The sequence below is a fragment of the Streptomyces sp. NPDC001292 genome (genome assembly GCF_042896465.1).
Taxonomy (GTDB): Bacteria; Actinomycetota; Actinomycetes; order Streptomycetales; family Streptomycetaceae; genus Streptomyces.
In genome coordinates, this window is the sequence record NZ_JBIAXG010000004.1 from 216,536 (window position 1) to 240,760 (window position 24,225).

Here is a 24,225-nt window from a genome sequence, read left to right on the forward strand (position 1 = left end):
TTCTGCGTACGAGACGCCTAGGGGTGCTGAGCGGTGCTGTGCCGTGCCAGCCGGGTTACTTGCTGTCGGCGATGGCCTTCTCGAACTCATGTCGCATCGCGTTGCCGGCCTCGCGCTGCCAGGTGGGCAGGATGTCCTCCTTGAAAGAGGAGAGCGGCGTGCGGCCTGCCACGATGTCCTTGACGGCCTGGTACACGGTGTCGGTCGAGGATGCGCCCTTGTTGGCGAAGGTGTCCGAGAAGAAGCCCGAAGTCGGGTTGACCTTGGCCAGCTTCATCAACTGCACCTGGGTCTCATGGATGCTGCGGGTGATCTCGGGCTTGCCGGGGAGGTACAGGGTCTCCGGGGCGTTGCCGAAGAAGCTGATGGCCTGCCGGGTGGTGAGGACCTCGGCGTTGCCCTTCTTGGTCAGCAGCACGTCACCGTCCTTGGATCGGGTGTGATGCGTGCCCTCGATGCCGTTGTCCAGGAAGAGCCGCTCTTCGGTGCCGAAGGGGGCGCTGAGGTAGTTCATGACCTGGAGCAGGGTCTCGATCCGATCCTTGCTCACGCTGTTGCTGATGGCGGTGAAGCCCACGGAGCCGTAGCCGAATCCCCAGGTGGGAGTCATGCCCTTCTCCGCGGCGAATGGGACGACGACCTTCTCCGGCCAGTCGTACTGGTTGCAGTCGCTGAGGAAGCCCGGGAAGGACTGGACGTGCAGGCCGAGGAACCCGCCCTCCAGCTTCTCCAGAGTGGTCGGAAGGTTGGGGTCCGGCCAGAACAGCTGTGCCTTCTGGCACTTGAGGGCGAATTCGAGACCGGCGTGGAACTCGTCGGTCTCGAAGTAGTGGGTGAGCTTGCCGCCGTCCATGCGCCAGCCGTTGGGCGCGCCGTGCCAGTAGGCGAACTGCAGGATGTGGTTCACATACGCCGGCTCGAGGACGTACTTCTTGCGCTTGACGTCGAGGAGTTCCTTCGCCTTGTCGAAGAAGTCCTGGGCGCTGTCGAACTGCACGCCGCCGACCGGCTTCCAGAAGTCCTCGTTCGTCACGTAGACCTGTCCCATGCGGCCGTACGGGACGGCGATGCCCCAGATCTTGCCGTTGAACACGGCCGTCTTCCAGGCGAACTCAGGGATGTTGGCCAGATTCGGGTACTTCTTCACCGCGTCGCCCGAGAGGTGCGAGGTGAGGTCGTGGAACTTCGCCTCGAGGAGCGCGGGGACGTTCTTGAGGCCTTGGTTCGGCGGGAACCACATGAGGTCGGGCATGTCGCCCCCGGCGATGGTGGCGTTGAACTTCGCACGGTAGACGTCGTCGGAACCGAGGCCGTTGACGATCGTCATCTTCAGGTCGGAGCCCAGGCGCTTGTTGAGCTCCTGCCAGTACTGGTTGCGGTTGGCCGCGGGGGCCGCGGTGGTGAAGGTCTCCGTCAGGGCGGTGACCGGCTTTCCATCGCCCGGCCTGTTGCTGACGCTGCGTGTCACGGACTTGGGGTAGCGCAGGTAGGCCGGGTCGAGCCCCATCGCGTTTCCCGGCAGATCGGGGGCCGGGACGCTCGCGGGGACGTACGTCGGCAGCTTCAGCTTGGCGGACGCCTTGGCGCCGCCACGGCCCGATGCCGAGCCGGATCCACAGGCGGTGAGCGAGCCGGCTCCGGCGATGGTGAGGCCGGCGACGGCCGCGGCGCCGAGGAATCCGCGGCGGTTGAAGTCTTTCGGGGACATGGCTCTCCTAGGGGGACGAGGAGTGGCTGACGGGGTGGTGGCTGCTGAGGGAGGGCTCGGGAGGGCTCGCTCAGGCCTTGATGGCGCCGGTGAGAACGCCCTTGACGAAGTACCGCTGGAGGAAGGGGTAGACCGCGATGATCGGCAGGACCGCGAGGATGAGCACAGCCATCGACAGGGCGGTGCTGGCGGGCAGCACACTCACGCCGAGCGCCTTCGCGTTGACGGTGTCGCCCTGGAGGACGTAACTGCGCAGAACCACCTGGAGCGGCAGCTTGTCCGGGTCGTTGATGTAGAGCATCGCGTTGAAGAAGCTGTTCCAGTACGTCACCGCGTAGAACATGCCGACCACGGCGATGACGGCCTTCGACAGGGGTAGCACGATCCGGTGCAGGATCGTGAGTTCACCGGCTCCGTCGAGGCGGGCCGCCTCGTGCAGTTCCTCGGGGATGCCCTGGAAGAAGGCCCGGACCACGATGATGTTGAAGGCGTTGAGCAGGATCGGCGCGATCATCGCCCCGTAGGTGTCGAGCAGCCCCAACTCCTGTACCACCAGGTAGTTCGGGATGATGCCGGGAGTGAAGAGGAACGTGCCGACGACGATCAGGAGCAGCGGCTTTCCCGCGAAGGTCCGCGGCCGGGAGAGGCCGTACGCGAGCGCGATCGTGCACAGCAGGCTCAGCGCCGTGCCGATGACGGTGACGCCCACGCTCACGAGGGCGGCGCGGGTGACGACTCCGCCGGACAGGACCACCCGGTACGCCTCGAGCGTGGGGTGGGAGGGGAAGAGGACGTAGCCGCCGTTCGCGGCGAGTTCGGCCTTGGAGGAGAGGCTGGTGCCTATGGCGAGCAGGAAGGGGTAACCGACAGCCACGATCATCGCGATGATGACGAGGAACTTCAGCGTCTGCGCCGCCGGGTTGGGTTGTTCCATCCAGGCCGGGCGCTCGGCGGAGCGGCGGCGCTTCCTGATGCCGTCGCGGCTCGAGCCGGGCAGCGTGGTGGACATGGGTGAGGTGCTCACTGGTAGACCCCCTGCTCGCCGAGGCGGTGCGCGAACTTGTTGGCGAGGACGATCACGACGAAGCCGATGACGCCCTTCATCAGACCGGCGGCGGTGGACATGCCCCAGTCGCCATCGACGACGCCATGGAAGTAGACGTAGGTGTCGAGGACTTCGGAGGCGTCCCTGCCGACGTTGTCGCGCTGGAGGAGGATCTGTTCGAAGCCGACCGACAGGATGTCGCCGAGGCGCAGAATGAGCAGCATGATCATCACAGGCCTGATGCCGGGCAGCGTGATGTGCCACATGCGGCGCAGCCAGCCCGCCCCGTCCATCGCCGCCGACTCGTAGAGCGAGGCGTCGATGGAGGCCATGGCAGCGAGGAAGATGATCGCGCCCCAGCCGGCGTCCTTCCAGATGTTCTGGGAGGTGATCAGGTAGATGAAGGTGTCGGGGTTGTTCATGATGTTGCCGACGTGTACGCCGTGGTCGTTCAGGTAGCTGGTGACCGTACCTGCGCCGCCGAAGACCTGCTGGAACATGCCGACGACCACGACCCACGACAGGAAGTGGGGCAGGTAGACCACGGTCTGCATGAGCCGGCGGGTCTTGGTGCTGATCAGCGAGTTGAGGAAGAGCGCGAGGGCGATCGGAGCGGGGAAGTAGAGGATGAGCTGGGCGGCGCTGATCTCCAGCGTGTTCCATACGGCCGTCCAGAACTCCGGTTGCTCGAGGAGAGCCCTGAAGTTGTCCCAGCCGGTGAACGGGCTTCCCCTGAAGCCGAGGTAGGGCTGGTAGTCCTGAAAGGCGATGCTGTTGCCTGCGAGCGGCAGATAGAAGAAGACCGCGAAGTAGAGGATGCCCGGCAGGCACAGCAGGAGCAGTGTCCGGTCCTGCCTCAGGCGCTCCCGCAGGGTCCGTCGGCCGGTGGGCTCTCGCCTCTTCCCGCCCGGCGCCCCCTTCGTGCCGGACGCCTTCTTCGTGCCGGACGTCCCGGGTGCCTCGTGCTGTTGGTCGGGTGGGATTTGCGATGTGGGCATGGGCGATGCGGACGCAGCGGCCGACACATTCACCTCCTGCGTCGAGTGGCGAGCGAGGGTTGATTCCTAGGGCCCCGGCGGGGGCTGCGGCCCGATGCGCGAGGTATCGGAATCTTGCGGCAACCTGCCAACTGATGACAAGACTTGATTGGAAACTAATTAGATCTTGCAACTTCACGCACTGGCTTCGATCTGTCGCGACGGCCTGCCGACGGAGTCGGTGGTCCGTTTTGTTCTTCGTGACTGGTCCCGGGCAAGCCGGTGGCCCCGACTGTCGCGTCGGGTGGGCGCCGGGTTCCAACTGCTCCCGTCGGGATGTGCTGCTTGTCGGGACGGGAAACTACTTCGAGAGCCTCGAACGGAGGCACCAGCCGAACGTCGCAGCTCGTGAGTCGCACAGCTGCCACCGGCTTGGCGCTCCTTGCGGTCGCTCGCGCCGGCGCAGGTGTAGAGGGGGACCGGTCGGCCGGGCTGGTTGCTGCCGGTGCTACGGGCTGCGAGGTCGCGACGGTGAGGGTTTCGCCGCGAATCAAGGTCTTTGAGCAGGCGCAATGCCTCGGGAACGGTGCGCCTTCGGGCGCCGACCCACGCGGACGAGCTGCTGCGCCTCCGCTGAGCGTGTCTCACCCCTTGTGCATGCTTGGCAGGGTCATGACTATAGCTCGCATGTCACAGCAGCCCCGCACGGGAACCCACCGCAGAACCGTCCTCTCCGCGGCCGCCGGAGCCGCGGCATTGGGCGTCGCGTCGGCATCGGCCGGCGCGGCGCCCGCGGCCGCAGCCAACGGCAGTGAGGCTGCCGGCCGGCCCGCCACCGCCCAACATCCGTCCCGTGAACTGCGCCAACTTCTCATGGAGATCGACCGCGATCGCATCGAGGCGACAGTGCGCAAGCTCGCCTCCTTCGGCACCCGGCACACCCTGTCCAGCCAGGACGATCCACAGCGGGGCATCGGCGCCGCCCGCGACTGGATCTTCTCCGAGATGACGAAGTACGCCGCCGCCTCCGGCGGCCGGATGACCGTCGAGCTCCAGTCGTTCGTACAGCAGCCGGTACCGCGCGTCCCCGTACCAACCCGCATCACCAACGTCGTCGCGACCCTCCGTGGCTCGGCCGACCCCAATCGTGTGTACGTCGTCTCCGGGCACTACGACTCCCGGGCCACCGACGTCATGGACGCCACCAGCGACGCACCCGGCGCCGATGACGACGCCTCCGGTGTCGCGGTGGCCATGGAGCTGGCGCGCGTGATGGCGACCCGGCGTACCGCCGCGACCATCGTCTTCGCGGCCGTCGCGGGCGAGGAACAGGGCCTGCTCGGAGCTGCCCACATGGCCGAGCAGTTCAAGACCGCCGGTGCGGACCTCCAGGCCATGTTCACCAATGACATCGTCGGCAGCTCCACCGCCGACGACGGCACCCGCGACCCGTACACGATCCGGCTGTTCGCCGAGGGCGTGCCCACCTCCGAGACCCCCGAACAGGCTGCCACCCGCCGCTCGGTGGGCGGCGAGAACGACTCCCCGTCCCGACAGCTCGCCCGCTTCGTACGCGATGTCGCCGTCAACGGCGCGACCGGCATGAACGTACGCGTCGTCTACCGCCGCGATCGCTATCTGCGCGGCGGCGACCACATCCCGTTCCTCGAACGAGGCTTCGCCGCCGCCCGTTTCACCGAGCCCGCCGAGGACTACGCGCACCAGCACCAGGACGTGAAGGTTGTCGACGGCAAGCAGCTCGGAGACCTGCCGGAGTTCTGCGACTTCGACTTCATCGAGCGCGTGGCCAAGGTCAACGGAGCCGCGCTGTGGACCCTCGCACAGGCCCCCGGCACCCCGCGGGGCGTGGGGATCGTCACCAGCAGGCTGACCAACGACACCGAACTGGTGTGGGAGCGCGGTACGGAGGCGGACCTGGCCGGATACGAGGTGGTGTGGCGGGAGACCACGGCGCCCGAGTGGACCCATGTGACCGAGATCGGTGATGTGACAAGCCACACGGTGGACCTGTCCAAGGACAATGTCTACTTCGGTGTCCGTGCGGTGAACCGGGCCGGTCTGCGCAGCCCGGTGGCGTTCCCGGTTCCGAAGCGCTGACCACGGGGGTGGCCGTTCCATGGGGAGCGGCCACCCCGGGCCGGCCCGCCCCGATTGGCGTCCCAGCACCTCGATGACCGGCCGGGCCTGTGCCCGTTTCTGCCCCATTACAGCAGCGAGGACGCTGATGTCTTGGCGGTTTTCAACCGCTCCGGGATCACCGGCGCACGGCACCTACGGCTCGTCGTCGGCGAGTACGCTGGCGCCTGGCAGTTGGTGCTCAAGAAGACGGGCCGCCAAAAGCCCCGGCGCGGCGCGTGGGTGCGTCCCGTCGCAGCCGGAGAGGCCGCGCAGAATCCTGGCGTCGGTGACCAGCAGCGCCACCACCTCATCCTGACCGCCGGCAGCCGGGTGGTATGCCTCCAGAACGTGTCCGGGTCCTGGGTGAGGGAGTCGTCAACGTGGACAGGGACGTTGTCGGGGCCGGCGGTCTCGGCGTCGGCGAGGACGGCCCGGCCCCCTTTGGTGCGCATCCAACACGTCTGGATTCCCAAGGGCCTACCGGGTGAGGGTTCCGCGGATGCCGCAGGTCAAATCTTGCGGAGTACGTCACGCGTCGCGTGACGCAGGGCGGCGACGTAGGGGTGTTCGCGTCTTTGTGGCAGCCAGGCGAGGGCCGTCGTCCACGGCGGCAGGTCCTCGACGTCGACGTAGGCGACTCCCGGGCGCGGGTAGATGATCCGAGCGGCATCGGGCGGCAGCTGGATGCCTTCGCCCATCGAGATCAGCAACAGAGCGCTTTCGTAATCGCTGACCGCGTGCTGGGAGTAGCGGACGGGGGTGCCATCCGGGCGGGGGTCACAGGACCAGTAGTCCCGGTAGATCTTGGGGACCCTGGTGGACCAGCCGATGTGTGGCCGGTCGGACAGATCCTTCATGGTGATTGTGTCGTGTTGGGCGAGCGGGTCACTGGCGCACATCACCGCGCACCTGGTGCCGGTCTCCAGCTCGAGGTACTGGATGCCTTCGGGTACCGGCAGGGGCAGGAACGCGGCATCGACCAGACCTTCGAGCAGGACGGTCGGGGTGTCGAAGGCGGCACGGTGTATCTGGATGTCCACCCCTGAGAGGCGCCGTCGCAGTTCGTCGAGGATCGTGAGTACGGGCTCCATGGAGGTGATCGCTTCGAAGGAGCCGATCACCATCCGGCCGGCTCCGGCGGTCGCTGCGCGCACGGCCTGGCGGTGCAGTTCACCGGTGGCGTCCACGACGGTGCGTATCTGGTCGGTCAGGGCGTGACCGGCTGGAGTGAGGGTCACGGTGCGGGTGGTGCGGTCGACGAGCTGGATACCGAGGTTGCGTTCCAGGGAGCGGATGTGCCGCGAGAACGTGGGCTGGGAGACGAAGGCCCGGCGCGCCGCCTGGCCGAAGTGAAGTTCCTCTGCCAGGAGCAGGAACAGCTTGAGCTGCTGGATGCTCGGCTCCCTGGCGTCCCGCATACGAGTCATGCTGAAGACGCTAACAATGGAAGCTGAGCAGGCATCAAAATCCTCTTTCCTCGGGCGGTTCCGGCACGGAAGACTCGGTGAGGCACATCCCTACCATCCATGGGGGAACCAGACTCGAACAGGCGCCGCTGAGCGAGGTGACCTCGGATTGCCGCCCGCGGTGATCCGCTCGCCAGGCCGATGGCATGGGGGCACCGGGACGGCATCGAGTGAGCGCGGTTCACAAGGTCACGCCCGGTCAGGACGCATCCTCTATAGGTCGTCCCGCTGCCACCCCGCCGTTACACCGACTCCACAACAAGACCAACAGCGGGGAGAGAGAAATATGAGAATCGTCAAACAGGGTGACAAAAACGGCATCCTCAGCCACCGCCCGGTCCGCCGTGCGGCCGGACTCGCCGGCGCGTTGATCACGGCGGTGTTCTCGCTGGGCGCCGCGGGAGCCTCGACGGCTCAGGCCGCGACGCAGGATTCGGTCCAGACGTTCAGGAACCAGGAGACCGGGAGGTGCGTCGCAACGCTCTACGCGCCATGGGCCTATGCCGGTTCTTGCGACGGGCGCACGGAAACGAAGTGGAACGTCCATCAGTGGACGGACGGCACACGCGAGTTGAGGAGCCTGCAGACCGGCCAGTGCCTGGAGGACACGGACATCGTCTTCCACAACGCACGCGTCAATACCTGCCACGGCACCCGGGTCCAAAGCTGGTACGTCCACCGCTGGAAGGACGGCACCATCGAGTTGAAGAACCAGGAGACCGGGCGGTGCCTGGACGACAGCTTCGCCTTCGGGCTGCGCACGTACCCCTGCAACGCCAGCCGGTTCCAGAGCTGGTACTGAGCCGGAAACGCAGCTATCTGCCCGCCCGCCTCAACCGCGAAGGGGCACCCGGGTGGAGTTCCGCCCGCTCGACGGGAACTTCGTCGTTGCCGCAGACGTGACCGACGTGGCGCTGCGCCGTCGGTTGTACGGCAGCCTGGTAGGCACGTTGGCCGAAGCCATGCGTCGAGGCTCATGCCTCGAGACGGAGGAAGCCGCAGGCGGCGAGGTGCTTCACAAGGAACTGTTCACAGCGATCCGCGATCGAGAGGTCGACAAGGCCGTTGACACCGCGCTTGGCCTCGTCGATGCCAGCGTTTGGGAGGTCGAGACCGTGAGCGAGGATGGGAGACAGCAACAGGACAGCTGACCTCGGCACTACTGTTCCTGCATCGTTGATCGAATGCGCGCCCTGCTGGACGAGCAGACCGCGGGGCGCGCGCCGGTCGAGGAGCAGGGCACGCGGCTGTGTGGCCGGGGCTCGCACGATGACCACGCGCTGCCGCTGTCCGCCGGAGAGCTGATCGGGCATGCGGCCGGCCTTGTCGGTGAGGCCGACGCGGGCGGGAAGTGTGCGGCCCGCTCCTCTGCCTCGGTGCGGGGCATTCCCGCTACCCGTATCGGTGCGAGGGTGACGTTGCGTACGACGTTCATCGAGCTGTCGTCGACGACGGTGGTGAAGGCCGCGGCCGTCAGCGGGGCCGGCCCTCGGTGCTGAGCGAACTGGCCGTGGGGAAGGAGCTGGGGGCGCGCCGCCTTGTAGAGGTACCGGTGGAGGGGCTGCGGCGCGCTGCGGCCCGTGTGGCCGACGGGACATCGGCCCACGGGCCCGGCGCGCGACCTGCTCGCGCTGACGCGCAGGGGCCGACCCCAGTGCCCGGACTCAGCCCCCCGACGCCGCGCGCACCAGCGCGGTCATCACCCGTACGTCCTCGCCCATCTCCGGGTGCCACTGCACGCCCAGCGCGAAACGGTCGCCGGGGAGTTCGACCGCCTCCACCGTGCCGTCCGTCGCATGGGCCGAGGTGCGCAGACCCTTGCCCAGGCGGGCCACCGCCTGGTGGTGGTACGTCGGGACGTACGTCTCCTCCGGTACCACGGCCGCGTAGCGCGTGCCCGCCACCGGGGTCACCGGGTGGGAGCCGAAGACGCCGACGTCCTCGGTGTGGCCGTCGATGTGCTGGACGAGGGTGCCGCCGAGCGCGACGTTCAGCAGCTGCATTCCGCGGCAGATGCCGAGCAGAGGCGTTCCGGAGTCCAACGCGGCCCGGATCAGGGCGAGTTCCCAGGCGTCACGCTCCGGCGCGGGCGGCCCGGTGCGCGGCTCGCGCTCGGCGCCGTAGTGCTCCGGCTCGACGTCCGGGCCGCCGGCGACGACCAGCCCGTCGAGGCGGGCGACCGCCGACGCTGCGTGGGACGGATCGTCCGGCGGCAGCATGGCCGCGAGCCCGCCCGCGGCCTGCACCAGCCGCGGGTACCCGGCGGGAAGCAGCGCCGCGGGCAGCTCCCAGACCCCCCATGACGCCCGGGATTCCAGATAGGTGCTGACGCCGATGAGCGGCTTGCCCACTGTGTGCTCCTTCATGGCTCTCAGTCGCGTTCCAACTCGGCTTCCGCCGCGGCGAGCGCCGTGAAACGCTCCATGGAACGGATTCATACCTTTGTGTCGGCGGCGACGGGAAATCAAGACCCGTGCGTGACGTCGCCGTGAACCGTCCGCTCACGTCAGGAAGCCGCGCAGCAACGCGGCCGTGCCCGCGCAGTGCTCGCGCATCATCTCCCGCGCGCCGTCGGCGTCCCCGTCGAGCACGGCCTCGACCAGGGCGGTGTGCTGGCGCTGTGAGTGCTCCAGGTTCCGCACCAGCAGCGGGATGCAGTCCAGCAAGTCGTTCACGGTCGCGCGCACGGCCGCGTACTGCGCGGTGAGCGTCGGTGATCCGGACAGCTCGGCGAGTGTGAGGTGCAGCAGCGTGTCAAGCCGGCGGTACTCGGTGAGCGGCGCGTCGTGCGTGCGGGCGAGCGCGTCGCGCAGCCGCTCCGCCTGCTCGTCGGTGAGCCCGTGTGCCGCGCACAGCTCGGCCGCGCCCACTTCCAGCACCTCCCGGAACCGCAGGACGTCCTCGACGTCGACCTCCTCGATGCGGCGGCGCAGCTCGTCCTCGCCGGGGGCGGTTGCCTTCGGCAGGACGAACGTTCCGCCGTAGCGGCCGCGCCGCGACTCCACCAGACCCTGGTCCTGGAGGACCTTCAGCACGTCGCGCAGCGTCACCCGGCTGATACCGAGCCGATCCGCCAGCTCCCGCTCCGACGGCAGTCGCTCGCCGCCGGGCACCAGGCCCAGCCGTACGACCTGGAGGATCTGTTCAAGAGCCTCCTCGAAACCGTTCCCCGCCCGCACCGGCCGCAGCACCGGAGTCAGTGGGTCGTCCGTGAAGGCACCCTCGCCCGCGTCCGTCTGCGACATCTGGCCGCACCCCCTTCCCAAGCAATGGTTCTCAGCAATACCTTATAGGCCTCGGCTGACCGAAGGAGGCTTTCCCGTGGCAGACCGCACACCCCCGCTCAGCGTCGAGGAGCTTCGTGCCCTCGTCGCGAGCGGCGAGATTGATACTGTTGTCCTGGCCTTCCCCGATATGCAAGGACGACTCCAGGGCAAGCGGTTCGCCGCCCGCTTCTTCCTCGACGAAGTTCTCCAGCACGGCACGGAGTGCTGCAACTACCTCCTCGCCGTCGACGCGGAGATGAACACCGTCGAAGGCTACGAGATGTCCTCCTGGGACCGCGGCTACGGCGATTTCGCCATGCTCCCCGACCGGGCCACCCTGCGCCGGTCGCCCTGGAACGGAGCCACCGCGATGCTGATGGCCGACCTCGCCTGGGAGGACGGAACACCGGTCGTGGCCGCGCCCCGACAGATCCTGCGCCGCCAGCTCGAACGGCTCGCCGAGCTCGGCTACACGGCCAACGTCGGCACGGAGCTCGAGTTCATCGTCTTCAAGGACTCGTACGAACAGGCCTGGGACGCCGGTTACCGGGGCCTCACCCCGGTCAATCAGTACAACGTCGACTACTCGATCCTCGGCACCGGCCGCATCGAGCCGCTGCTGCGCCGCATCTGCAACGAGATGAGCGCGGCGGGGCTGACCGTCGAATCCGCGAAGGGCGAGTGCAATCCCGGCCAGCACGAGATCGTGTTCCGCTACGACGAGGCCCTGGTCACCTGCGACCAGCACGCCATCTACAAGACCGGCGCCAAGGAGATCGCCGCACAGGAGGGCTACGCCCTCACCTTCATGGCGAAGTACAACGAGCGCGAGGGAAACTCCTGCCACATCCACCTCTCCCTCGCCGACGCGGACGGCACCAGCACCATGGCCGGGGACGGACCCGGCGGCATGTCGCCGGTGATGCGGCACTTCCTCGCCGGGCAGCTGGCCGTGCTGCGGGACTTCTCACTCCTCTACGCCCCCAACATCAACTCCTACAAGCGCTTCCAGCCCGGCTCCTTCGCGCCGACCGCCGTCGCCTGGGGATACGACAACCGCACCTGCGCGCTGCGCGTCGTCGGCCACGGCCGTTCGCTGCGCTTCGAGAACCGGCTGCCCGGCGGCGACGTCAACCCGCATCTCGCGGTCGCGGGCCTGATCGCCGCCGGTCTCCATGGGATCGAGCAGCGGCTGGAGCTGCCCGACGCATGTCCGGGCAACGCTTACACCTCCCGCTACGAACACGTCCCCACCACCCTGCGCGAGGCCGCCGAGCTCTGGGAGAACAGCCCGATCGCCAAGGCCGCCTTCGGTGACGAAGTGGTCGCGCACTACCGCAACATGGCCCGCGTCGAACTCGAGGCCTTCGACGCCGCGGTCACCGACTGGGAACTCCGCCGCTCCTTCGAACGCATGTGAGGCCCTTCTTGTCGTACGAGCACGAGGACATGGACACGTACGTGCACGAGCACCAGGTACTGAACCCGGCGACGGAAGAAGTGATCGCGACCGTCCCCGCCGCCACTCCCGAGGACGTCGACGCGGCCGTCGCCCGCGCTGCTGTGGCCCAGACCCGCTGGGCCGCGCTCGCGCCCGCCGACCGGGCCAGGCTGCTGCGCCGCTTCGCCGCCACCGTCGACGAACACCTCGAAGAACTCGCGCAGTTGGAGGTGCGCGAGTCCGGGCACCTCATCGGCAACGCGCGCTGGGAAGCGGGCAACGTCCGCGACCTGCTCGACTTCGCCGCCGGGGGAGTGGAACGCCTGTCCGGCCGCCAGATCCCCGTCCCCGGCGGACTCGACATCACGATCCTCGAACCCCTCGGGGTCATCGGTGTCATCGCGCCGTGGAACTTCCCGATGCCGATCGCCGCGTGGGGAACCGCACCCGCACTCGCGGCCGGCAACGCCGTCCTCCTCAAACCCGCGGAGACGACCCCGCTGACCGCCCGCCGGCTCGCCGAACTCGCCCTGGAGTCAGGCCTTCCGGAACACCTCTTCCAGGTGCTGCCCGGCGCGGGCGACGTGGCGGGCAACGCACTCGTCGAGCACCCCGGCGTCGCCAAGATCGTGTTCACCGGATCCACCCGCGTGGGCAAGGCGATCATGGCCAAGTGCGCCGCTCGCGTGAAGCGCGTGACCCTCGAACTCGGCGGCAAGAGCCCCAACATCGTCTTCGCCGACGCCGACATCGAGGCCGCCGCCGCTGCCGCGCCCATGTCGTTCCTCGACAACGCGGGGCAGGACTGCTGCGCCCGCACCCGCGTCCTCGTCCAGCGCTCGGTCTACGACCGCTTCCTGGACCTGCTCACGCCCGGCATCGAGTCCGTCGTTGTCGGCGACCCGAACGACGAGCGCACCCAGATGGGCCCGCTGATCTCGAAGGTCCAGCTGGAGCGCGTACGGTCGTATGTCACCGACGACCTGAAGGCGATCCGCGGCAGCGCGCCCGAAGGGCCCGGCTTCTGGTTCCCGCCGACCGTCGTCACCGACGTCGGCCCGGCCGCGCCCATCGCCGCCGAAGAGGTCTTCGGCCCGGTCGCCGTCGTCCTGCCCTTCGAGGACGAGGCCGACGCGGTACGGCTCGCCAACGCGACCGAGTACGGCCTGTCCGGGTCGATCTGGACGCGGGACGTGGGCCGTGCGCTGCGCGTGTCCGGCGCCGTCGCGGCCGGGAACCTCTCCGTCAACTCCCACTCCAGCGTTCGCTACTGGACCCCGTTCGGCGGCTACAAGCAGTCGGGGCTCGGCCGCGAACTCGGCCCGGACGCCCTCGCCGCTTTCACCGAGACCAAGAACGTCTTCATCAGCAACGTTTCCACCAGCACGGACAGCACGGAGGGTTAGCACTCATGACCGACACCAGCAACGTCTGCCGCCGCCTCGTCGGCCGAACCGCCGTCATCACCGGCGCGGGCAGCGGCATCGGCCTCGCCACCGCGCGCCGCCTCGCCTCCGAGGGCGCGAACGTCGTCTGCGGCGACATCGACGACAGCGCGGGCAAGGCCGCCGCCGAGGAGGTCGGGGGCACCTTCGTGAAGGTGGACGTGACCGACGCCGAGCAGGTCGAGGCGCTGTTCAAGACCGCGTTCGACACCTACGGCTCCGTCGACATCGCCTTCAACAACGCGGGCATCTCGCCGCCGGACGACGACTCGATCCTGGAGACCGGCCTGGACGCCTGGAAGCGGGTCCAGGAGACCAACCTGACCTCGGTGTACCTGTGCTGCAAGGCCGCCATCCCCTATATGCAGCGTCAGGGCCGCGGTTCCATCATCAACACCGCGTCGTTCGTGGCCGTCATGGGCGCCGCCACCTCGCAGATCTCCTACACCGCGTCCAAGGGCGGCGTGCTCGCCATGTCGCGCGAGCTTGGCGTGCAGTTCGCCCGCGAGGGTATCCGCGTCAACGCGCTCTGCCCGGGGCCCGTCAACACCCCTCTTCTCCAGGAGCTGTTCGCGAAGGACCCGGAGCGGGCGGCGCGACGCCTCGTGCACATCCCGGTCGGGCGGTTCGCGGAGGCCTACGAGATCGCGGCCGCGGTCGCGTTCCTCGCGAGCGACGACTCGTCCTTCGTCAACGCCACCGACTTCCTCGTCGACGGTGGGATCTCGGGCGCGTACGTCACGCCGCTGTAGTCCCCTTTCATCTTCCGGCCACCACCTCGGCGGCCGGGCGTCGCAAGGCGCCCGGCTGTCGAGGTGGTGGCCGCGCCTACGACGACGCCGACGGCCACCGGCTGATCAACCCCATGTTCATCGCACCGCTGCCGCACCAACCTGACCCCTACCTCTGCGCCACCACCGCGTACAACGCTGGCGTTCGCGGTGCGCGGCCAGCTCTGCGCCGAGCGCGACTGTGGGCGGCGCGGGAGTGTAGCTGCCGTCACCCTGCCGGCCCACCAGACCGCGGTCGCAGCGAGTCCAGCACGGCCACGATCTGCGGACCCGGTACGGCTGCCGCCTCCGCCACTTCGTCGGGGGTGGCGGCGAGCCGCGTGATCAGCGCCCGGTAGACGTTCCGCGCGCGTCGAGGACCTGGAGGCGCATTCGCTCAAGCAGAGGGAAGCCGTGCGACAGCATCACCCGTGCCTCGTCGTTGGCGGTGCTCGCGTCGGTGAGGTCGACGGTGATCGGCACGCTCCGGCCGAAGCTGAAGTAGCCGGGGCGCAGTGTTGGATCGTCCAGCGTGGTGTTGATCGCGGAGAAGACGGGGTTGATCGCGGAGACCGTCACCCGCCATGCCCGGGTAGGGCACCCGGATCTCCGGGGCGGCCGCGCCGATCGGGGTGAACTCCACCCAGCCCCCGAACAGGGTGCCCTGGGGGACTCCGTCGGGCTGCTCGATGTGTACCGTCACCGCGCCGCTGCTGTGCGCGGCGACGGTGAGCCGGTCTGCGCTGCCCTGGACCCGGGCGTCGCCGGCGGCATCGACGGGCTGCCAGGCGGAGGTGTACGGCGGGGCGGCGGAGACCATCGCCACCTCCGTCACCGCCCGGCGAGGCCTGCTCGTCCGCCTGCAGCACCACACCCGCACCGAGCACGCCCACGGCAGGGCGCGCGAGGCCGGCCTGACCGTCACCGACCGCACCCTGCGGGCCTGGCTGGAGGGCAGCCGCTCCCCGTCGCGGAGGAACCTTCTTGCGGTGCCGCAGGGTGAACCCCGATCCTGGTCGGAATAGTGAACGCATCTGCGGAACGTCCGTACGCTATACCGAACGCAGTAGGAAAGTAAGGGGGAGAATGTGAGCGTCTCCGAAGGTTCCGTCCGGGGCATGCTGGCGACCAATCTGAGACGGGCGAGGACCGAGCGGGGGCTGTCGATCTCCGAGCTGTCCAGGCGTTCGAAGATCGGCAAGGCGACGCTGTCACAGCTGGAGTCCGGAACCGGCAACCCCACCATCGAGACGGTGTTCAGCCTCTCGCGGGTGCTCGAGGTGCCGATCTCGGACCTGCTGGACGCCCGGCCCGCCGGGGAGCTGACGGTCGTGCGCGCGGCGGAGACGGAGGTGCTCAGCGGCGAGGGTGTCGATCTGCGCCCACTGCAGCGGATCGAGTCGGGCGATGCCGTCGTCGAAGTCTTCGACCAGCGGGTGCGGGCCGGACGCAGGCAGGAGTCACTGGGTCATGTGGGCACTGAGCACACCATCGTGCAGGCCGGCCGCCTGGGTGTGCGGGTGGAGGAGCACGAGGTGGAGCTGGGCCCGGGCGACTACGTGCGCTTCGACGCCGCGCGGCCGCACAGTTACACGGCGCTCGACGGCGAGGTGCGCTCGGTTCTGCTGCTGCAGTACCGAGCGGATCAGCGGCTGCATCTGTCGGACCCGGCACTCGGCGGTCCCGGCCCGGCGGAGGGGTAGCCGCGGCCGCGAGAAAGGTCGCGGAAATTCCTCCGGCCGTGACCGTTGACACACCTCCTGCCCGGTCATACGTTTTCCCGCGTTCGGTTTAACGAACGAGGAGGGTTCGATGTACGGAACGCGGGTGGTGGTCCTGGGTGCCGGGATCGTCGGCTGTGCCTGCGCTCGTGAACTGGCCCTGGCCGGACTGGACGTCACCGTCGTCGAGCGCGGTGCCGCGGCCTCCGCGACGACCGCGCACGGCGAGGGCAACGTGCTGGTCTCCGACAAGGGACCCGGACCGGAGCTGGAACTCGCCCAGCTGTCCCGGCGGCTGTGGCCGCAGGTGCTCGCAGAGATCGCCGAGCGGTCCGCCCGGGCGGCGCAGGCGGTGGAGTGGGAGCCCAAGGGCGGCATCGTCGTGGCGACCACCGACGCCGGAGCCCGCGAACTGACCCGCTTCGCGGCCCGCCAGCAGGCGGCGGGTGTGCACACCGAAGCCCTCGACGCCGACGCCCTCGCCAAGGCCGAGCCGTACGTCACCCGTCGGCACACGGCTGCCCTGTACTACCCCGAGGACGCCCAGGTGCAGCCGGCCGCCGCGGCAGCCGCCCTGCTCGGTGACGCACTCGCGGCCGGCGCGACTCTTCGGACGGGCTGCGAGGTGCTCGGCGCGGTCACCCACGGTGACCGGATCACCGCGGTCCGCACCTCGACCGGTGTGCTGGAGGCCGACCGGTTCGTCAACGCCGCCGGCCCCTGGTCCGGCGAACTGGCCGCCCGTCTCGGTGCACCCGTCGACATTCGGCCACGGCGCGGTGACGTGCTGGTGACCACGCCGCTGCCGCCGACGGTCTTCCACAAGGTCTACGACGCCGACTACGTGGGAGCCGTGGGCAGCAGCGCCGAGGATCTGCAGACCTCGGCGGTGGTGGAGTCCACGCGCGGCGGCAGCGTGCTCATCGGGTCCTCGCGCCGCCGGGTCGGATTCGACGACCGGCTGCGCCCCGAAGTGTTGTCGGCCATCGCCGCCAAGGCGCTGCGGCTGTTTCCGGCACTGGCCGGGGTCCCAGTGATGCGCGCCTACGGCGGATTCCGCCCCTACGTCCCCGACCATCTGCCGGTCATCGGGGCCGATCCTCGTCTGACCGGCCTCTGGCACGTCGGCGGCCACGAGGGCGCCGGAATCGGTCTGTCGGTGGGCAGCGCACGGCTGCTGCGCGCCCTGATGCTCGGTCAGCCGGCCGACATGGACACGACCCCCTTCCGGGTGGACCGCCCGGCCGTACTGGGCGGGAGCGCACCCACCACGAGTGAGGAGACGGCATGAGTCCCAGACGTGTCCGCGCCGATTCCGACGCCGTCGGGCGGCAGGACAGGCCGCTGCGGATCACCGTCGACGGCGAACCCGTCGACGGCATCGTGGGCCAGACCATCGCGGGCGTCCTGCTGGCCGACGACCGCCTGGCCTGGCGCCGGCAGCGCTCCGGCGCACCCCGCGGAGTGTTCTGCGGCATCGGCGTCTGCTTCGACTGCCTGGTCACCGTGGGCGAGGAGCGCGATGTCCGAGCCTGCCGCCGCCGGGCCCGGGACGGCGACGTGGTGACCATCCAGACCCGCGAGCCGGAGACCGGCCGGGGCGCGGGTCCGGAGTGCCGGCAGCACCCCGGCGCATTGGGGGAGGAGGAAAGGTGACGGACCGTCATGTCGTCGTGGTCGGCGCGGGACCCGCGGGTCTCGCCGCGGCGGATGCCGCGCTCGGCGCCGGCGCCCGGGTGACGCTGATCGACTCGGCCGACCAGCCCGGCGGCCAGTACCACCGGATGCTGCCCGAGGCCTACGACGCCGCCCGCCCCGAGCGGCTCCAGCACGGCTGGCGTGCCTTCGACCGGCGTCGCCGCCGAGTGCTCGCCCATCCGCGGTGCACCTGGTGGTCCCAGACCTCGGTGTGGGCGCTGGAGCGGCTGGACGCGGCACGGCCGGGAGTGCCCCGGGTGCACGTGCTGCGCGGCCCGGCCGACGGCGGTGGGCGGCACCGTGCCACGGTCGACCCGGATGCGCTGGTCCTCGCCGCGGGCGCACACGACCGCGTCCTGCCGTTTCCCGGCTGGGAACTGCCCGGCGTCTTCACCGCCGGCGCCGCACAGGCGCTCGCCAAGGGCGAGCGGGTCGTCGTCGGCGACCGCGTGGTGGTCGCCGGCACAGGACCGTTCCTGCTCCCGGTGGCCGCCTCGCTGCTCGAGGCCGGCTCCCGCGTCCTGGAGGTGCTGGAGGCCAACACACCGGGCACCCTCGCCCGCGGCTGGTCGCAGCGCCCCTGGCAGTTGGCGGCGCAGGCTCACAAGACCGGTGAACTCGCCGAGTACACCGCCTTGCTGATCCGCCACCGGGTGCCCTACCGGATGGGCCGCACCGTCATCGAGGCACGCGGCAAGGGCAGGGTGGAGGAAGTCGTCACCGCAAGGCTGCACGCCGACTGGTCGGTGGTGCCGGGCAGCGAGCGTACGACCGCGGTCGACGCGGTGTGTGTCGCCCACGGCTTCAGCCCCCAGCTGGAGCTGCCGCTGGCCGCCGGCTGCGCGCTGCGCCGCACACCGGGTGGTGACTTCGTGGACGTCGACGACGATCAGCGCACCAGCTGCCCGGGCGTCTACGCCGCCGGGGAGATCACCGGTGTCGCGGGCGCCCCGGCCGCACGGTCGGAGGGCGCGCTCGCCGGATGGCTCGCCGGCGGCGGCGACCCGGCAGCGCCCGCCCTGCGCCCGCTGCGACGCGGCCGGGACCAGGGCCGCGCCTTCGCCGCACGGCTGGCCAGGGCGCACCCCATCGGCGAGGCCTGGCCCCGCTGGCTGCGTCCCGAGACCGTCATCTGCCGCTGCGAGGAAGCCGATTACGCCTCGCTCTGCCGGGCCCTCACCGACGAGGCGAGCGCTGCCGCGCGAGTCACCAAGCTGGAGTCCCGAGCCGGCCTCGGCCCCTGCCAGGCCCGCATCTGCGGTCCCACGGTCGCCGAGCTCAGCACCAGGCTCACCGGCCGGCCCGCGGAACGCCCTGCCGAGGGCCTGCCGGCGGCCGGCCCTCACCACCGGCCGATCGCCCAGCCCATCCGGCTCGGCGAACTGGCCGCCGCCCCCGAACCCTCACCCGAGCGCCCCGCCCCCCGACCCCGTTGACGGCTCCAGACCCCATCAGCACACCCCTGCGCGAAGAAGGAGCAGAGTTCATGAGCGACACCAGGAAGCAGGACCTCTCTCTCGGCGGCGTCGTGGTGGCGACCGCCCTGCCCTACCACGCGGACGCCTCCGCCCCGGCCGGCCTGGCCGTGGACTACGACCGGTACGCCGAGCACTGCCGCTGGCTGGTGGACAACGGCTGCCACGGCGTCGGTCCGAACGGGTCGCTGGGCGAGTACTCCTCCCTGACCGACGAGGAGCGCCGCAAGGTGGCCCGTACGGCGATCGACGCGGTCGGCGACTTTGGCACCGTGGTCGTCGGTGTGCACGGCGCCGGCTCGCACCAGGCCAGGCACTGGGCCGAACTGGCGGCCGAGGACGGCGCCGACGGCGTGCTGTGCCTGCCGCCGACCATGTACCGCGCCAACCGCGGTGAGATCCTGGCGCACTTCGAGGCCGTGGCCTCCGTCGGCCTGCCGGTGATGGTCTACAACAACCCCATCGACACCAAGGTCGACCTGACCCCCGACCTGCTCGCCGAGATCGCCCACATCGACAACGTCGTCGCGGTGAAGGAGTTCTCCGGTGACGTCCGGCGCGTTTTGGAGATCAAGGAGCAGGCGCCGGGCCTGGAAGTGATCAGCGGCGCCGACGACGTCGTACTGGAGAGCCTGCTGATGGGCGCCACCGGCTGGTTCGCAGGCTTCCCGAACGTCTTCCCGGCGGAGTCCGCCCGCCTGTACGACCTGGCCGTCGCCGGGAAGCTGGCGGAGGCCCGCGCGTTGTACGAACCTCTGGTCGCGGCCTTCCGCTGGGACTCGCGCACCGAGTTCGTCCAGGCCATCAAGCTCGGCATGGAGCAGGTCGGCCGGTTCGGAGGCCCCTGCCGTCCGCCGCGCGGGCCGCTGCCGCCGCAGATGCGCGAGCAGGTCCAGGCCGACATGGCCCGCGCCATCGCCTCCCTCGAGCGGCAGGCCGCCTGATGCGGTCCGTCCGTACGATCAGCGCGGTCGACTCGCACACCGAGGGCATGCCCACCCGTGTCGTCACCGGCGGCGTCGGGCCGATCCCCGGCGACACCATGGCCGAGCGCCGCCGCCACGCCGTGGAGAACCTGGACGGGCTGCGCCGGTTCCTGGTCGACGAACCGCGCGGCCACTCCGCGATGAGCGGCGCCGTCCTCCAGCCGCCGACCCGCCCGCACGCCGACTGGGGCGTGCTCTACATCGAGGTCAGCGGGTTCCTGCCGATGTGCGGGCACGGCACCATCGGCGTGGCAACCGTCCTGGTGGAGACCGGGATGGTGCCCGTCACCGAACCGGAGACCATCGTGCGCCTCGACACGCCCGCCGGGCTGGTCGAGGCACGGGTGGCCGTCCGTGACGGCCGCGCCGAGAAGGTCACCCTGCGCAACGTGGAGGCCTTCGCGCTCGAACTGGACGCGGCGGTGAAGGTGCCGGGCCTCGGGGACGTCCGCTACGACATGGCCTACGGCGGCAACTTCTACGCCGTCGTCGAACTCGACCGGATCGGCCTGCCGTTCGACCGGGCCCGCAAGGACGAGATTCTCGCCGCCGGTCTGTCGATCATGCGGGCGGTCAACGAGCAGAACCGCCCGCAGCACCCGGCCGACCCGCTCATCGCGGGCTGCAAGCACGTACAGTTCCTGGCCCCTGACTCCACCGCCCGGCACTCCCGCAACGCCATGGCCATCCATCCCGGCTGGTTCGACCGCTCGCCGTGCGGCACGGGCACCTCGGCGCGGATGGCGCAGCTGCACGCACGCGGTGAACTGCCGCTGCACACCGAGTTCGTCAACGAGTCGTTCATCGGGACCCGGTTCACCGGCCGCCTGGTCGGCACGGCCGAGGTGGGCGGTCTGCCCGCGGTCGTCCCCGAGTTCTCCGGCCGCGCCTGGATCACCGGCACCGCGAACTACCTGCTCGACCCGAGCGACCCCTTCCCGCACGGATTCGTGCTTTAGGGCCTGTCGTCAAATTCCCAGTGCCCCGGCAGGCGACGTCTGCCCGTCAAGGAGCGTCGCGACGAGGCGATCGTCGCCTGGTTTGGGGCACTGGCGCATCCCCCACGCACACACCCCGTACGTATTCACCGGAGGGACCCCATGTCCCGTTCGACTCAAGTAATACCCCGGGACAGAACGGCGCCCCGCGGGGGCCTGTTCTCCCGGGAGGGAATCTTCCGCCTCAAGCCCGTCGACTCCTCCGAGGAGGAGACCACCGGCGGACTCCGCCGGACCATGGGACTCTGGCAGCTGGTCGCCCTCAGCCTCGGCGGCCTGGTCGGCGCGGGCGTCTTCTCACTCGCCGGAGTCGTCGCCCACGAGGACGCCGGACCCGGCGTGATGATCTCCTTCCTCATCGCAATCATCGCCAGCGCCGCGGCAGCGCTGTGCTACGCGGAATTCGCCGGCACCATCCCCAAGGCCGGCTCGGCCTACACCTACTCCTACGCCGCGCTCGGCGAGATCGTCGGGTGGGCGATCGGCTGGGACCTGCTGCTGGAATACACGGCCATCGTCGCCGTGGTGGCCATCGCCGTGTCCGGCTACCTCTCCTACATCCTGGAGCGGATCGGTATCGACCTGCCCCACTGGATGCTCGGCGCACCGGGCACCGGATCGGGTCACAGAGTCGACCTGCTCGCCGCCCTGCTGTGCGTGTTCCTGGCCTTCGTGCTCTCCCGTGGCACCAAGGAGTCGGCCCGCTTCGAGACGGTCCTGGTGGCCGTCAAGCTCGGCATCGTCGCACTGGTGATCGTCGCCGGCGCCTTCCACATCTCCTCCGGCAACTACAGCCCCTTCCTGCCCTTCGGTATCGGCGGCGCGTTCACCGGCGCCGCGACCACCTTCTTCGCCGTCTACGGCTACGACGCGATGAGCGCGGCGGCGGAGGAGAGCGCCGAGGCGAAGAAGGTGCTGCCGAAGGCCATCGTGATCTCCCTCGCCATCGCCGCGGTCGTCTACCTGCTGGTCTGCCTGGTGCTGCTGGGCATGCAGAACTACCGGGACATCGACGTCAAGAGTCCCTTCTCCAGCGCGCTCGCCTCGGTGGGACTGGGCGGACTTGGCATGGTCGTCGCCGTCGGCGCCGTCATCGGCATCACCACCTCTGCGTTCGCCAACATGCTCGCCGTCACCCGGGTCTGGTTCTCCATGAGCCGCGACGGTCTGCTGCCGCGGTCCTTCGCACAGAACCACCCCAAGCGGCACGTCCCCACCCGGGTGATCTGGCCGGTCGGCGTCGGCTCGGCGTTCATCGCCGGGTTCCTGCCCATCCGCGAGGCGGCCGATCTGACCAACATCGGCATCCTGATGGCCTTCATCGTGGTGGCCGTCGCCGTCGTGGTGATGCGCAGGACCCGCCCCGATCTGCCCCGCGCCTTCCGCACCCCGCTGGTCCCCGTGGTCCCGGCCATCGGGATCGCCTTCTCGGTCTGGTTGATCAGCAACCTGGACTGGGTGACCTGGGTGCGCTTCGCGGTGTGGATGGCCCTCGGCCTGATCGTCTACATCCTGTTCGGCTTCCGGAACTCGGCGGAGAACCAGGCCAGCGGTCACCAGGAAGGAGCAACCCCGTGAGCACGGTCGCCATCACACCGGACCGGGCAGTGACCGCGGCCGCCGGCGCCGCCCGTGAATGGGCCGACACGGAGCCGGCCGCCCGGGCGCACGCACTGACGGCCGTCGCCGACGCCCTGGAAGGCGAGCGCACGCACCTGGTCGAGCTCGCCGATGCCGAGACCCGGCTCGGAACAGCACGGCTGAACGGGGAACTGGCACGCACCACATTCCAACTGCGGCTCTTCGCCGAGCTGGTGGTGGCCGGGGACTTCCTCGACGTCAGGATCGACCGGCCGGATCCGCGGTGGCCGAGCGGCCCTCGACCCGACCTGCGCCGGTACCGGACCGCACTCGGCGCGGTGCTGGTGTTCGCGGCGAGCAACTTCCCCTTCGCGTTCGGCGTGGTCGGTGGTGACACGGCATCAGCCTGGGCCGCGGGATGCCCCGTGGTGGTCAAAGCGCACCCGGGCCACCCCGAGCTGTCCCGCTCGACCGCCACGATCACCCATCAGGCGCTGGCCGGCGCCGGAGCCCCGGACGGGGTATTCGGCCTCGTCGAAGGAGAACAGGCCGGCGTCGACGCGCTGCGCCACCCGAACCTGCGCGCCGCCGCCTTCACCGGATCGGAGCGTGGCGGCCTGGCGCTCGCCCGGATCGCCGCCGAACGCCCCGAGCCGATCCCGTTCTACGGCGAGCTGGGCAGCGTCAATCCCGTGGTGGTCACGCCACGTGCGGCGAAGACGCGCGGCGCGCAGATCGCCAACGGCTACGTCGGGTCGCTCACGCTGGGGGCGGGCCAGTTCTGCACCAATCCCGGCCTGCTGTTCGTCCCGGCCGGCAACGGCATCCTGGACGAGATCGCGCGGCTGCTGCGCGAAGTGCCGGCCGCACCCATGCTCAACGAGCGGATCGCCAAGGCCTACCTCGACACCGCGGAGCGGCTGGCCGGGCGCCCCTGCGCCCGCAAGCTGGTGTGGCCGGACGACCCGGCGTCGTCGCGGCCACGGCTGCTCGCGATGGACTTGGCCGCGTTCGCGGCCGACCGGAAGGCGGCCGCCGAGGAATGCTTCGGTCCGCTGGGCCTGGTGGTGATGTACGAACGACTGCAGGACGTGCCCGACGTGATCGCCGCCCTGCCCGGACAGCTGACCACCAGCCTGCACGCCGAGCCGGACGAGGCAGACGAACTCGACCCGTTGACCGCGACGTTGGCCGACCGCAGCGGCCGAGTGCTGTGGAACGAGTGGCCCACTGGCGTGGCGGTGACACATGCGATGCAACACGGCGGGCCGTACCCCGCCACCACCGCGCCCACCACCACATCGGTCGGCACCGCCGCCATCGAGCGGTTCCTCAGGCCGGTCGCCTACCAGTCGTGGCCGCGGCAACTGCTCCCGCCACCCCTGCGCGACGACAACCCCTGGGGCGTACCGCGGCGTGTGAACGGGCAGTGGCCTGAATCGCTCCGGGTCTGATGGAGGCTCGCTTCCCCGAGGGGATCGAGTCATGGCCCCTACGGCCCCCTACTCC

22 protein-coding genes and 2 pseudogenes are annotated in these 24,225 nt (G+C 69.8%); 16 read left to right on the forward strand and 8 right to left on the reverse strand.

Annotation, left to right across the window (positions count from 1 at the left end):
* Positions 1-55: 55 nt before the first annotated feature.
* The 3 genes from ACFY4A_RS07520 to ACFY4A_RS07530 all read right to left on the reverse strand — a co-directional run bounded on the left by ACFY4A_RS07520 (position 56) and on the right by ACFY4A_RS07530 (position 3,751).
* Positions 56-1,708, reverse strand: a complete 1,653-nt coding sequence (locus ACFY4A_RS07520) for a hypothetical protein (protein WP_390828449.1) — start codon at positions 1,706-1,708, stop codon at positions 56-58.
* 70 nt (positions 1,709-1,778) lie between these two features.
* Positions 1,779-2,717: a carbohydrate ABC transporter permease gene (locus tag ACFY4A_RS07525; RefSeq protein ID WP_390828450.1), complete on the reverse strand. Its 939-nt coding sequence runs from the start codon at positions 2,715-2,717 to the stop codon at positions 1,779-1,781.
* Between the two features lie 11 nt (positions 2,718-2,728).
* Positions 2,729-3,751, reverse strand: a complete 1,023-nt coding sequence (locus tag ACFY4A_RS07530) for an ABC transporter permease (RefSeq protein WP_390828451.1) — start codon at positions 3,749-3,751, stop codon at positions 2,729-2,731.
* Positions 3,752-4,417: 666 nt separating this feature from the next.
* On the opposite strand from ACFY4A_RS07530, the gene ACFY4A_RS07535 reads away from it, so the two are divergent.
* Positions 4,418-5,848 carry a M28 family metallopeptidase gene (locus ACFY4A_RS07535; protein WP_390828452.1) on the forward strand — a complete coding sequence of 477 codons (1,431 nt, stop codon included), beginning with the start codon at positions 4,418-4,420 and terminating at the stop codon, positions 5,846-5,848.
* Positions 5,849-6,022: 174 nt separating this feature from the next.
* On the opposite strand, the gene ACFY4A_RS07540 is transcribed toward ACFY4A_RS07535, so the two are convergent.
* A complete protein-coding gene (locus ACFY4A_RS07540; protein WP_390828453.1) occupies positions 6,023-6,172 on the reverse strand; it encodes a hypothetical protein in 150 nt (49 codons plus the stop codon).
* Positions 6,173-6,378: 206 nt separating this feature from the next.
* On the reverse strand, positions 6,379-7,296 hold the full coding sequence (locus tag ACFY4A_RS07545) for a LysR family transcriptional regulator (protein WP_390828454.1): 918 nt from the start codon (positions 7,294-7,296) through the stop codon (positions 6,379-6,381).
* A gap of 325 nt (positions 7,297-7,621) precedes the next feature.
* Here ACFY4A_RS07545 and ACFY4A_RS07550 point away from each other — a divergent pair, with 325 nt between their 5' ends.
* The 3 genes and pseudogenes from ACFY4A_RS07550 to ACFY4A_RS07560 all read left to right on the forward strand — a co-directional run.
* Positions 7,622-8,137 carry an RICIN domain-containing protein gene (locus ACFY4A_RS07550; RefSeq protein WP_390828455.1) on the forward strand — a complete coding sequence of 172 codons (516 nt, stop codon included), beginning with the start codon at positions 7,622-7,624 and terminating at the stop codon, positions 8,135-8,137.
* A 52-nt stretch (positions 8,138-8,189) separates the two neighbouring features.
* Positions 8,190-8,486, forward strand: coding sequence for a hypothetical protein (locus tag ACFY4A_RS07555; protein WP_390828534.1), 297 nt, complete (start codon positions 8,190-8,192; stop codon positions 8,484-8,486).
* A 267-nt stretch (positions 8,487-8,753) separates the two neighbouring features.
* A pseudogene (locus tag ACFY4A_RS07560) lies at positions 8,754-8,975 on the forward strand (LysR substrate-binding domain-containing protein); the annotation flags it as partial.
* A 24-nt stretch (positions 8,976-8,999) separates the two neighbouring features.
* Here the strand turns inward: ACFY4A_RS07560 and ACFY4A_RS07565 are convergent.
* Together ACFY4A_RS07565 and ACFY4A_RS07570 are read right to left on the reverse strand one after the other, a co-directional pair.
* On the reverse strand, positions 9,000-9,701 hold the full coding sequence (locus ACFY4A_RS07565) for a gamma-glutamyl-gamma-aminobutyrate hydrolase family protein (RefSeq protein WP_390828456.1): 702 nt from the start codon (positions 9,699-9,701) through the stop codon (positions 9,000-9,002).
* A gap of 135 nt (positions 9,702-9,836) precedes the next feature.
* Positions 9,837-10,580 carry a FadR/GntR family transcriptional regulator gene (locus ACFY4A_RS07570; protein WP_390828457.1) on the reverse strand — a complete coding sequence of 248 codons (744 nt, stop codon included), beginning with the start codon at positions 10,578-10,580 and terminating at the stop codon, positions 9,837-9,839.
* Positions 10,581-10,656: 76 nt separating this feature from the next.
* Between ACFY4A_RS07570 and ACFY4A_RS07575 the strand changes: the two genes are divergently transcribed.
* Genes ACFY4A_RS07575 through ACFY4A_RS07585 form a run of 3 tightly spaced genes read left to right on the forward strand, consistent with a single transcriptional unit; the run spans position 10,657 to position 14,239 of the window.
* A complete protein-coding gene (locus ACFY4A_RS07575; protein WP_390828458.1) occupies positions 10,657-12,021 on the forward strand; it encodes a glutamine synthetase family protein in 1,365 nt (454 codons plus the stop codon).
* A 29-nt stretch (positions 12,022-12,050) separates the two neighbouring features.
* Complete coding sequence (locus tag ACFY4A_RS07580) at positions 12,051-13,448, forward strand: aldehyde dehydrogenase family protein (protein WP_390828529.1); 1,398 nt, start codon at positions 12,051-12,053, stop codon at positions 13,446-13,448.
* 5 nt (positions 13,449-13,453) lie between these two features.
* The gene (locus ACFY4A_RS07585; RefSeq protein WP_390828459.1) at positions 13,454-14,239 is read left to right on the forward strand and encodes a 3-oxoacyl-ACP reductase; all 786 of its coding nucleotides are present in this window, start codon (positions 13,454-13,456) and stop codon (positions 14,237-14,239) included.
* A 363-nt stretch (positions 14,240-14,602) separates the two neighbouring features.
* Here the strand turns inward: ACFY4A_RS07585 and ACFY4A_RS07590 are convergent, their stop codons facing one another.
* On the reverse strand, positions 14,603-14,836 hold the full coding sequence (locus ACFY4A_RS07590) for a hypothetical protein (RefSeq protein WP_390828460.1): 234 nt from the start codon (positions 14,834-14,836) through the stop codon (positions 14,603-14,605).
* Between the two features lie 239 nt (positions 14,837-15,075).
* On the opposite strand from ACFY4A_RS07590, the pseudogene ACFY4A_RS07595 reads away from it, so the two are divergent.
* The 9 genes and pseudogenes from ACFY4A_RS07595 to ACFY4A_RS07635 all read left to right on the forward strand — a co-directional run.
* Positions 15,076-15,240, forward strand: a pseudogene (locus ACFY4A_RS07595) (transcriptional regulator); the annotation flags it as partial.
* Positions 15,241-15,345: 105 nt separating this feature from the next.
* Positions 15,346-15,960 carry a helix-turn-helix domain-containing protein gene (locus ACFY4A_RS07600; protein ID WP_390828461.1) on the forward strand — a complete coding sequence of 205 codons (615 nt, stop codon included), beginning with the start codon at positions 15,346-15,348 and terminating at the stop codon, positions 15,958-15,960.
* Positions 15,961-16,069: 109 nt separating this feature from the next.
* Positions 16,070-17,269: an NAD(P)/FAD-dependent oxidoreductase gene (locus tag ACFY4A_RS07605; RefSeq protein ID WP_390828462.1), complete on the forward strand. Its 1,200-nt coding sequence runs from the start codon at positions 16,070-16,072 to the stop codon at positions 17,267-17,269.
* A complete protein-coding gene (locus tag ACFY4A_RS07610; RefSeq protein ID WP_390828463.1) occupies positions 17,266-17,634 on the forward strand; it encodes a (2Fe-2S)-binding protein in 369 nt (122 codons plus the stop codon). Before ACFY4A_RS07605 ends, ACFY4A_RS07610 begins: the two co-directional genes overlap by 4 nt.
* Positions 17,631-19,112 carry an FAD-dependent oxidoreductase gene (locus ACFY4A_RS07615; protein WP_390828464.1) on the forward strand — a complete coding sequence of 494 codons (1,482 nt, stop codon included), beginning with the start codon at positions 17,631-17,633 and terminating at the stop codon, positions 19,110-19,112. Before ACFY4A_RS07610 ends, ACFY4A_RS07615 begins: the two co-directional genes overlap by 4 nt.
* Positions 19,113-19,162: 50 nt before the next feature.
* Complete coding sequence (locus tag ACFY4A_RS07620) at positions 19,163-20,095, forward strand: dihydrodipicolinate synthase family protein (protein ID WP_390828465.1); 933 nt, start codon at positions 19,163-19,165, stop codon at positions 20,093-20,095.
* Positions 20,095-21,096, forward strand: a complete 1,002-nt coding sequence (locus ACFY4A_RS07625; protein ID WP_390828466.1) for a proline racemase family protein — start codon at positions 20,095-20,097, stop codon at positions 21,094-21,096. The genes ACFY4A_RS07620 and ACFY4A_RS07625 overlap by 1 nt, the downstream gene beginning before the upstream one ends.
* Positions 21,097-21,237: 141 nt before the next feature.
* Positions 21,238-22,713 carry an amino acid permease gene (locus tag ACFY4A_RS07630; RefSeq protein WP_390828467.1) on the forward strand — a complete coding sequence of 492 codons (1,476 nt, stop codon included), beginning with the start codon at positions 21,238-21,240 and terminating at the stop codon, positions 22,711-22,713.
* Positions 22,710-24,170 carry an aldehyde dehydrogenase (NADP(+)) gene (locus tag ACFY4A_RS07635; RefSeq protein WP_390828468.1) on the forward strand — a complete coding sequence of 487 codons (1,461 nt, stop codon included), beginning with the start codon at positions 22,710-22,712 and terminating at the stop codon, positions 24,168-24,170. Before ACFY4A_RS07630 ends, ACFY4A_RS07635 begins: the two co-directional genes overlap by 4 nt.
* Positions 24,171-24,225: the final 55 nt, after the last annotated feature.

Coding starts and splice junctions, on each gene's coding strand:
- ACFY4A_RS07520 (WP_390828449.1), bottom strand. CDS start 1,708: ATGTCCCCGAAAGACTTCAACCGCCGCGGATTCCTCGGCGCCGCGGCC.
- ACFY4A_RS07525 (WP_390828450.1), bottom strand. CDS start 2,717: ATGTCCACCACGCTGCCCGGCTCGAGCCGCGACGGCATCAGGAAGCGC.
- ACFY4A_RS07530 (WP_390828451.1), bottom strand. CDS start 3,751: ATGCCCACATCGCAAATCCCACCCGACCAACAGCACGAGGCACCCGGG.
- ACFY4A_RS07535 (WP_390828452.1), top strand. CDS start 4,418: ATGTCACAGCAGCCCCGCACGGGAACCCACCGCAGAACCGTCCTCTCC.
- ACFY4A_RS07545 (WP_390828454.1), bottom strand. CDS start 7,296: ATGACTCGTATGCGGGACGCCAGGGAGCCGAGCATCCAGCAGCTCAAG.
- ACFY4A_RS07550 (WP_390828455.1), top strand. CDS start 7,622: ATGAGAATCGTCAAACAGGGTGACAAAAACGGCATCCTCAGCCACCGC.
- ACFY4A_RS07565 (WP_390828456.1), bottom strand. CDS start 9,701: ATGAAGGAGCACACAGTGGGCAAGCCGCTCATCGGCGTCAGCACCTAT.
- ACFY4A_RS07570 (WP_390828457.1), bottom strand. CDS start 10,580: ATGTCGCAGACGGACGCGGGCGAGGGTGCCTTCACGGACGACCCACTG.
- ACFY4A_RS07580 (WP_390828529.1), top strand. CDS start 12,051: ATGGACACGTACGTGCACGAGCACCAGGTACTGAACCCGGCGACGGAA.
- ACFY4A_RS07585 (WP_390828459.1), top strand. CDS start 13,454: ATGACCGACACCAGCAACGTCTGCCGCCGCCTCGTCGGCCGAACCGCC.
- ACFY4A_RS07605 (WP_390828462.1), top strand. CDS start 16,070: ATGTACGGAACGCGGGTGGTGGTCCTGGGTGCCGGGATCGTCGGCTGT.
- ACFY4A_RS07610 (WP_390828463.1), top strand. CDS start 17,266: ATGAGTCCCAGACGTGTCCGCGCCGATTCCGACGCCGTCGGGCGGCAG.
- ACFY4A_RS07620 (WP_390828465.1), top strand. CDS start 19,163: ATGAGCGACACCAGGAAGCAGGACCTCTCTCTCGGCGGCGTCGTGGTG.
- ACFY4A_RS07625 (WP_390828466.1), top strand. CDS start 20,095: ATGCGGTCCGTCCGTACGATCAGCGCGGTCGACTCGCACACCGAGGGC.
- ACFY4A_RS07630 (WP_390828467.1), top strand. CDS start 21,238: ATGTCCCGTTCGACTCAAGTAATACCCCGGGACAGAACGGCGCCCCGC.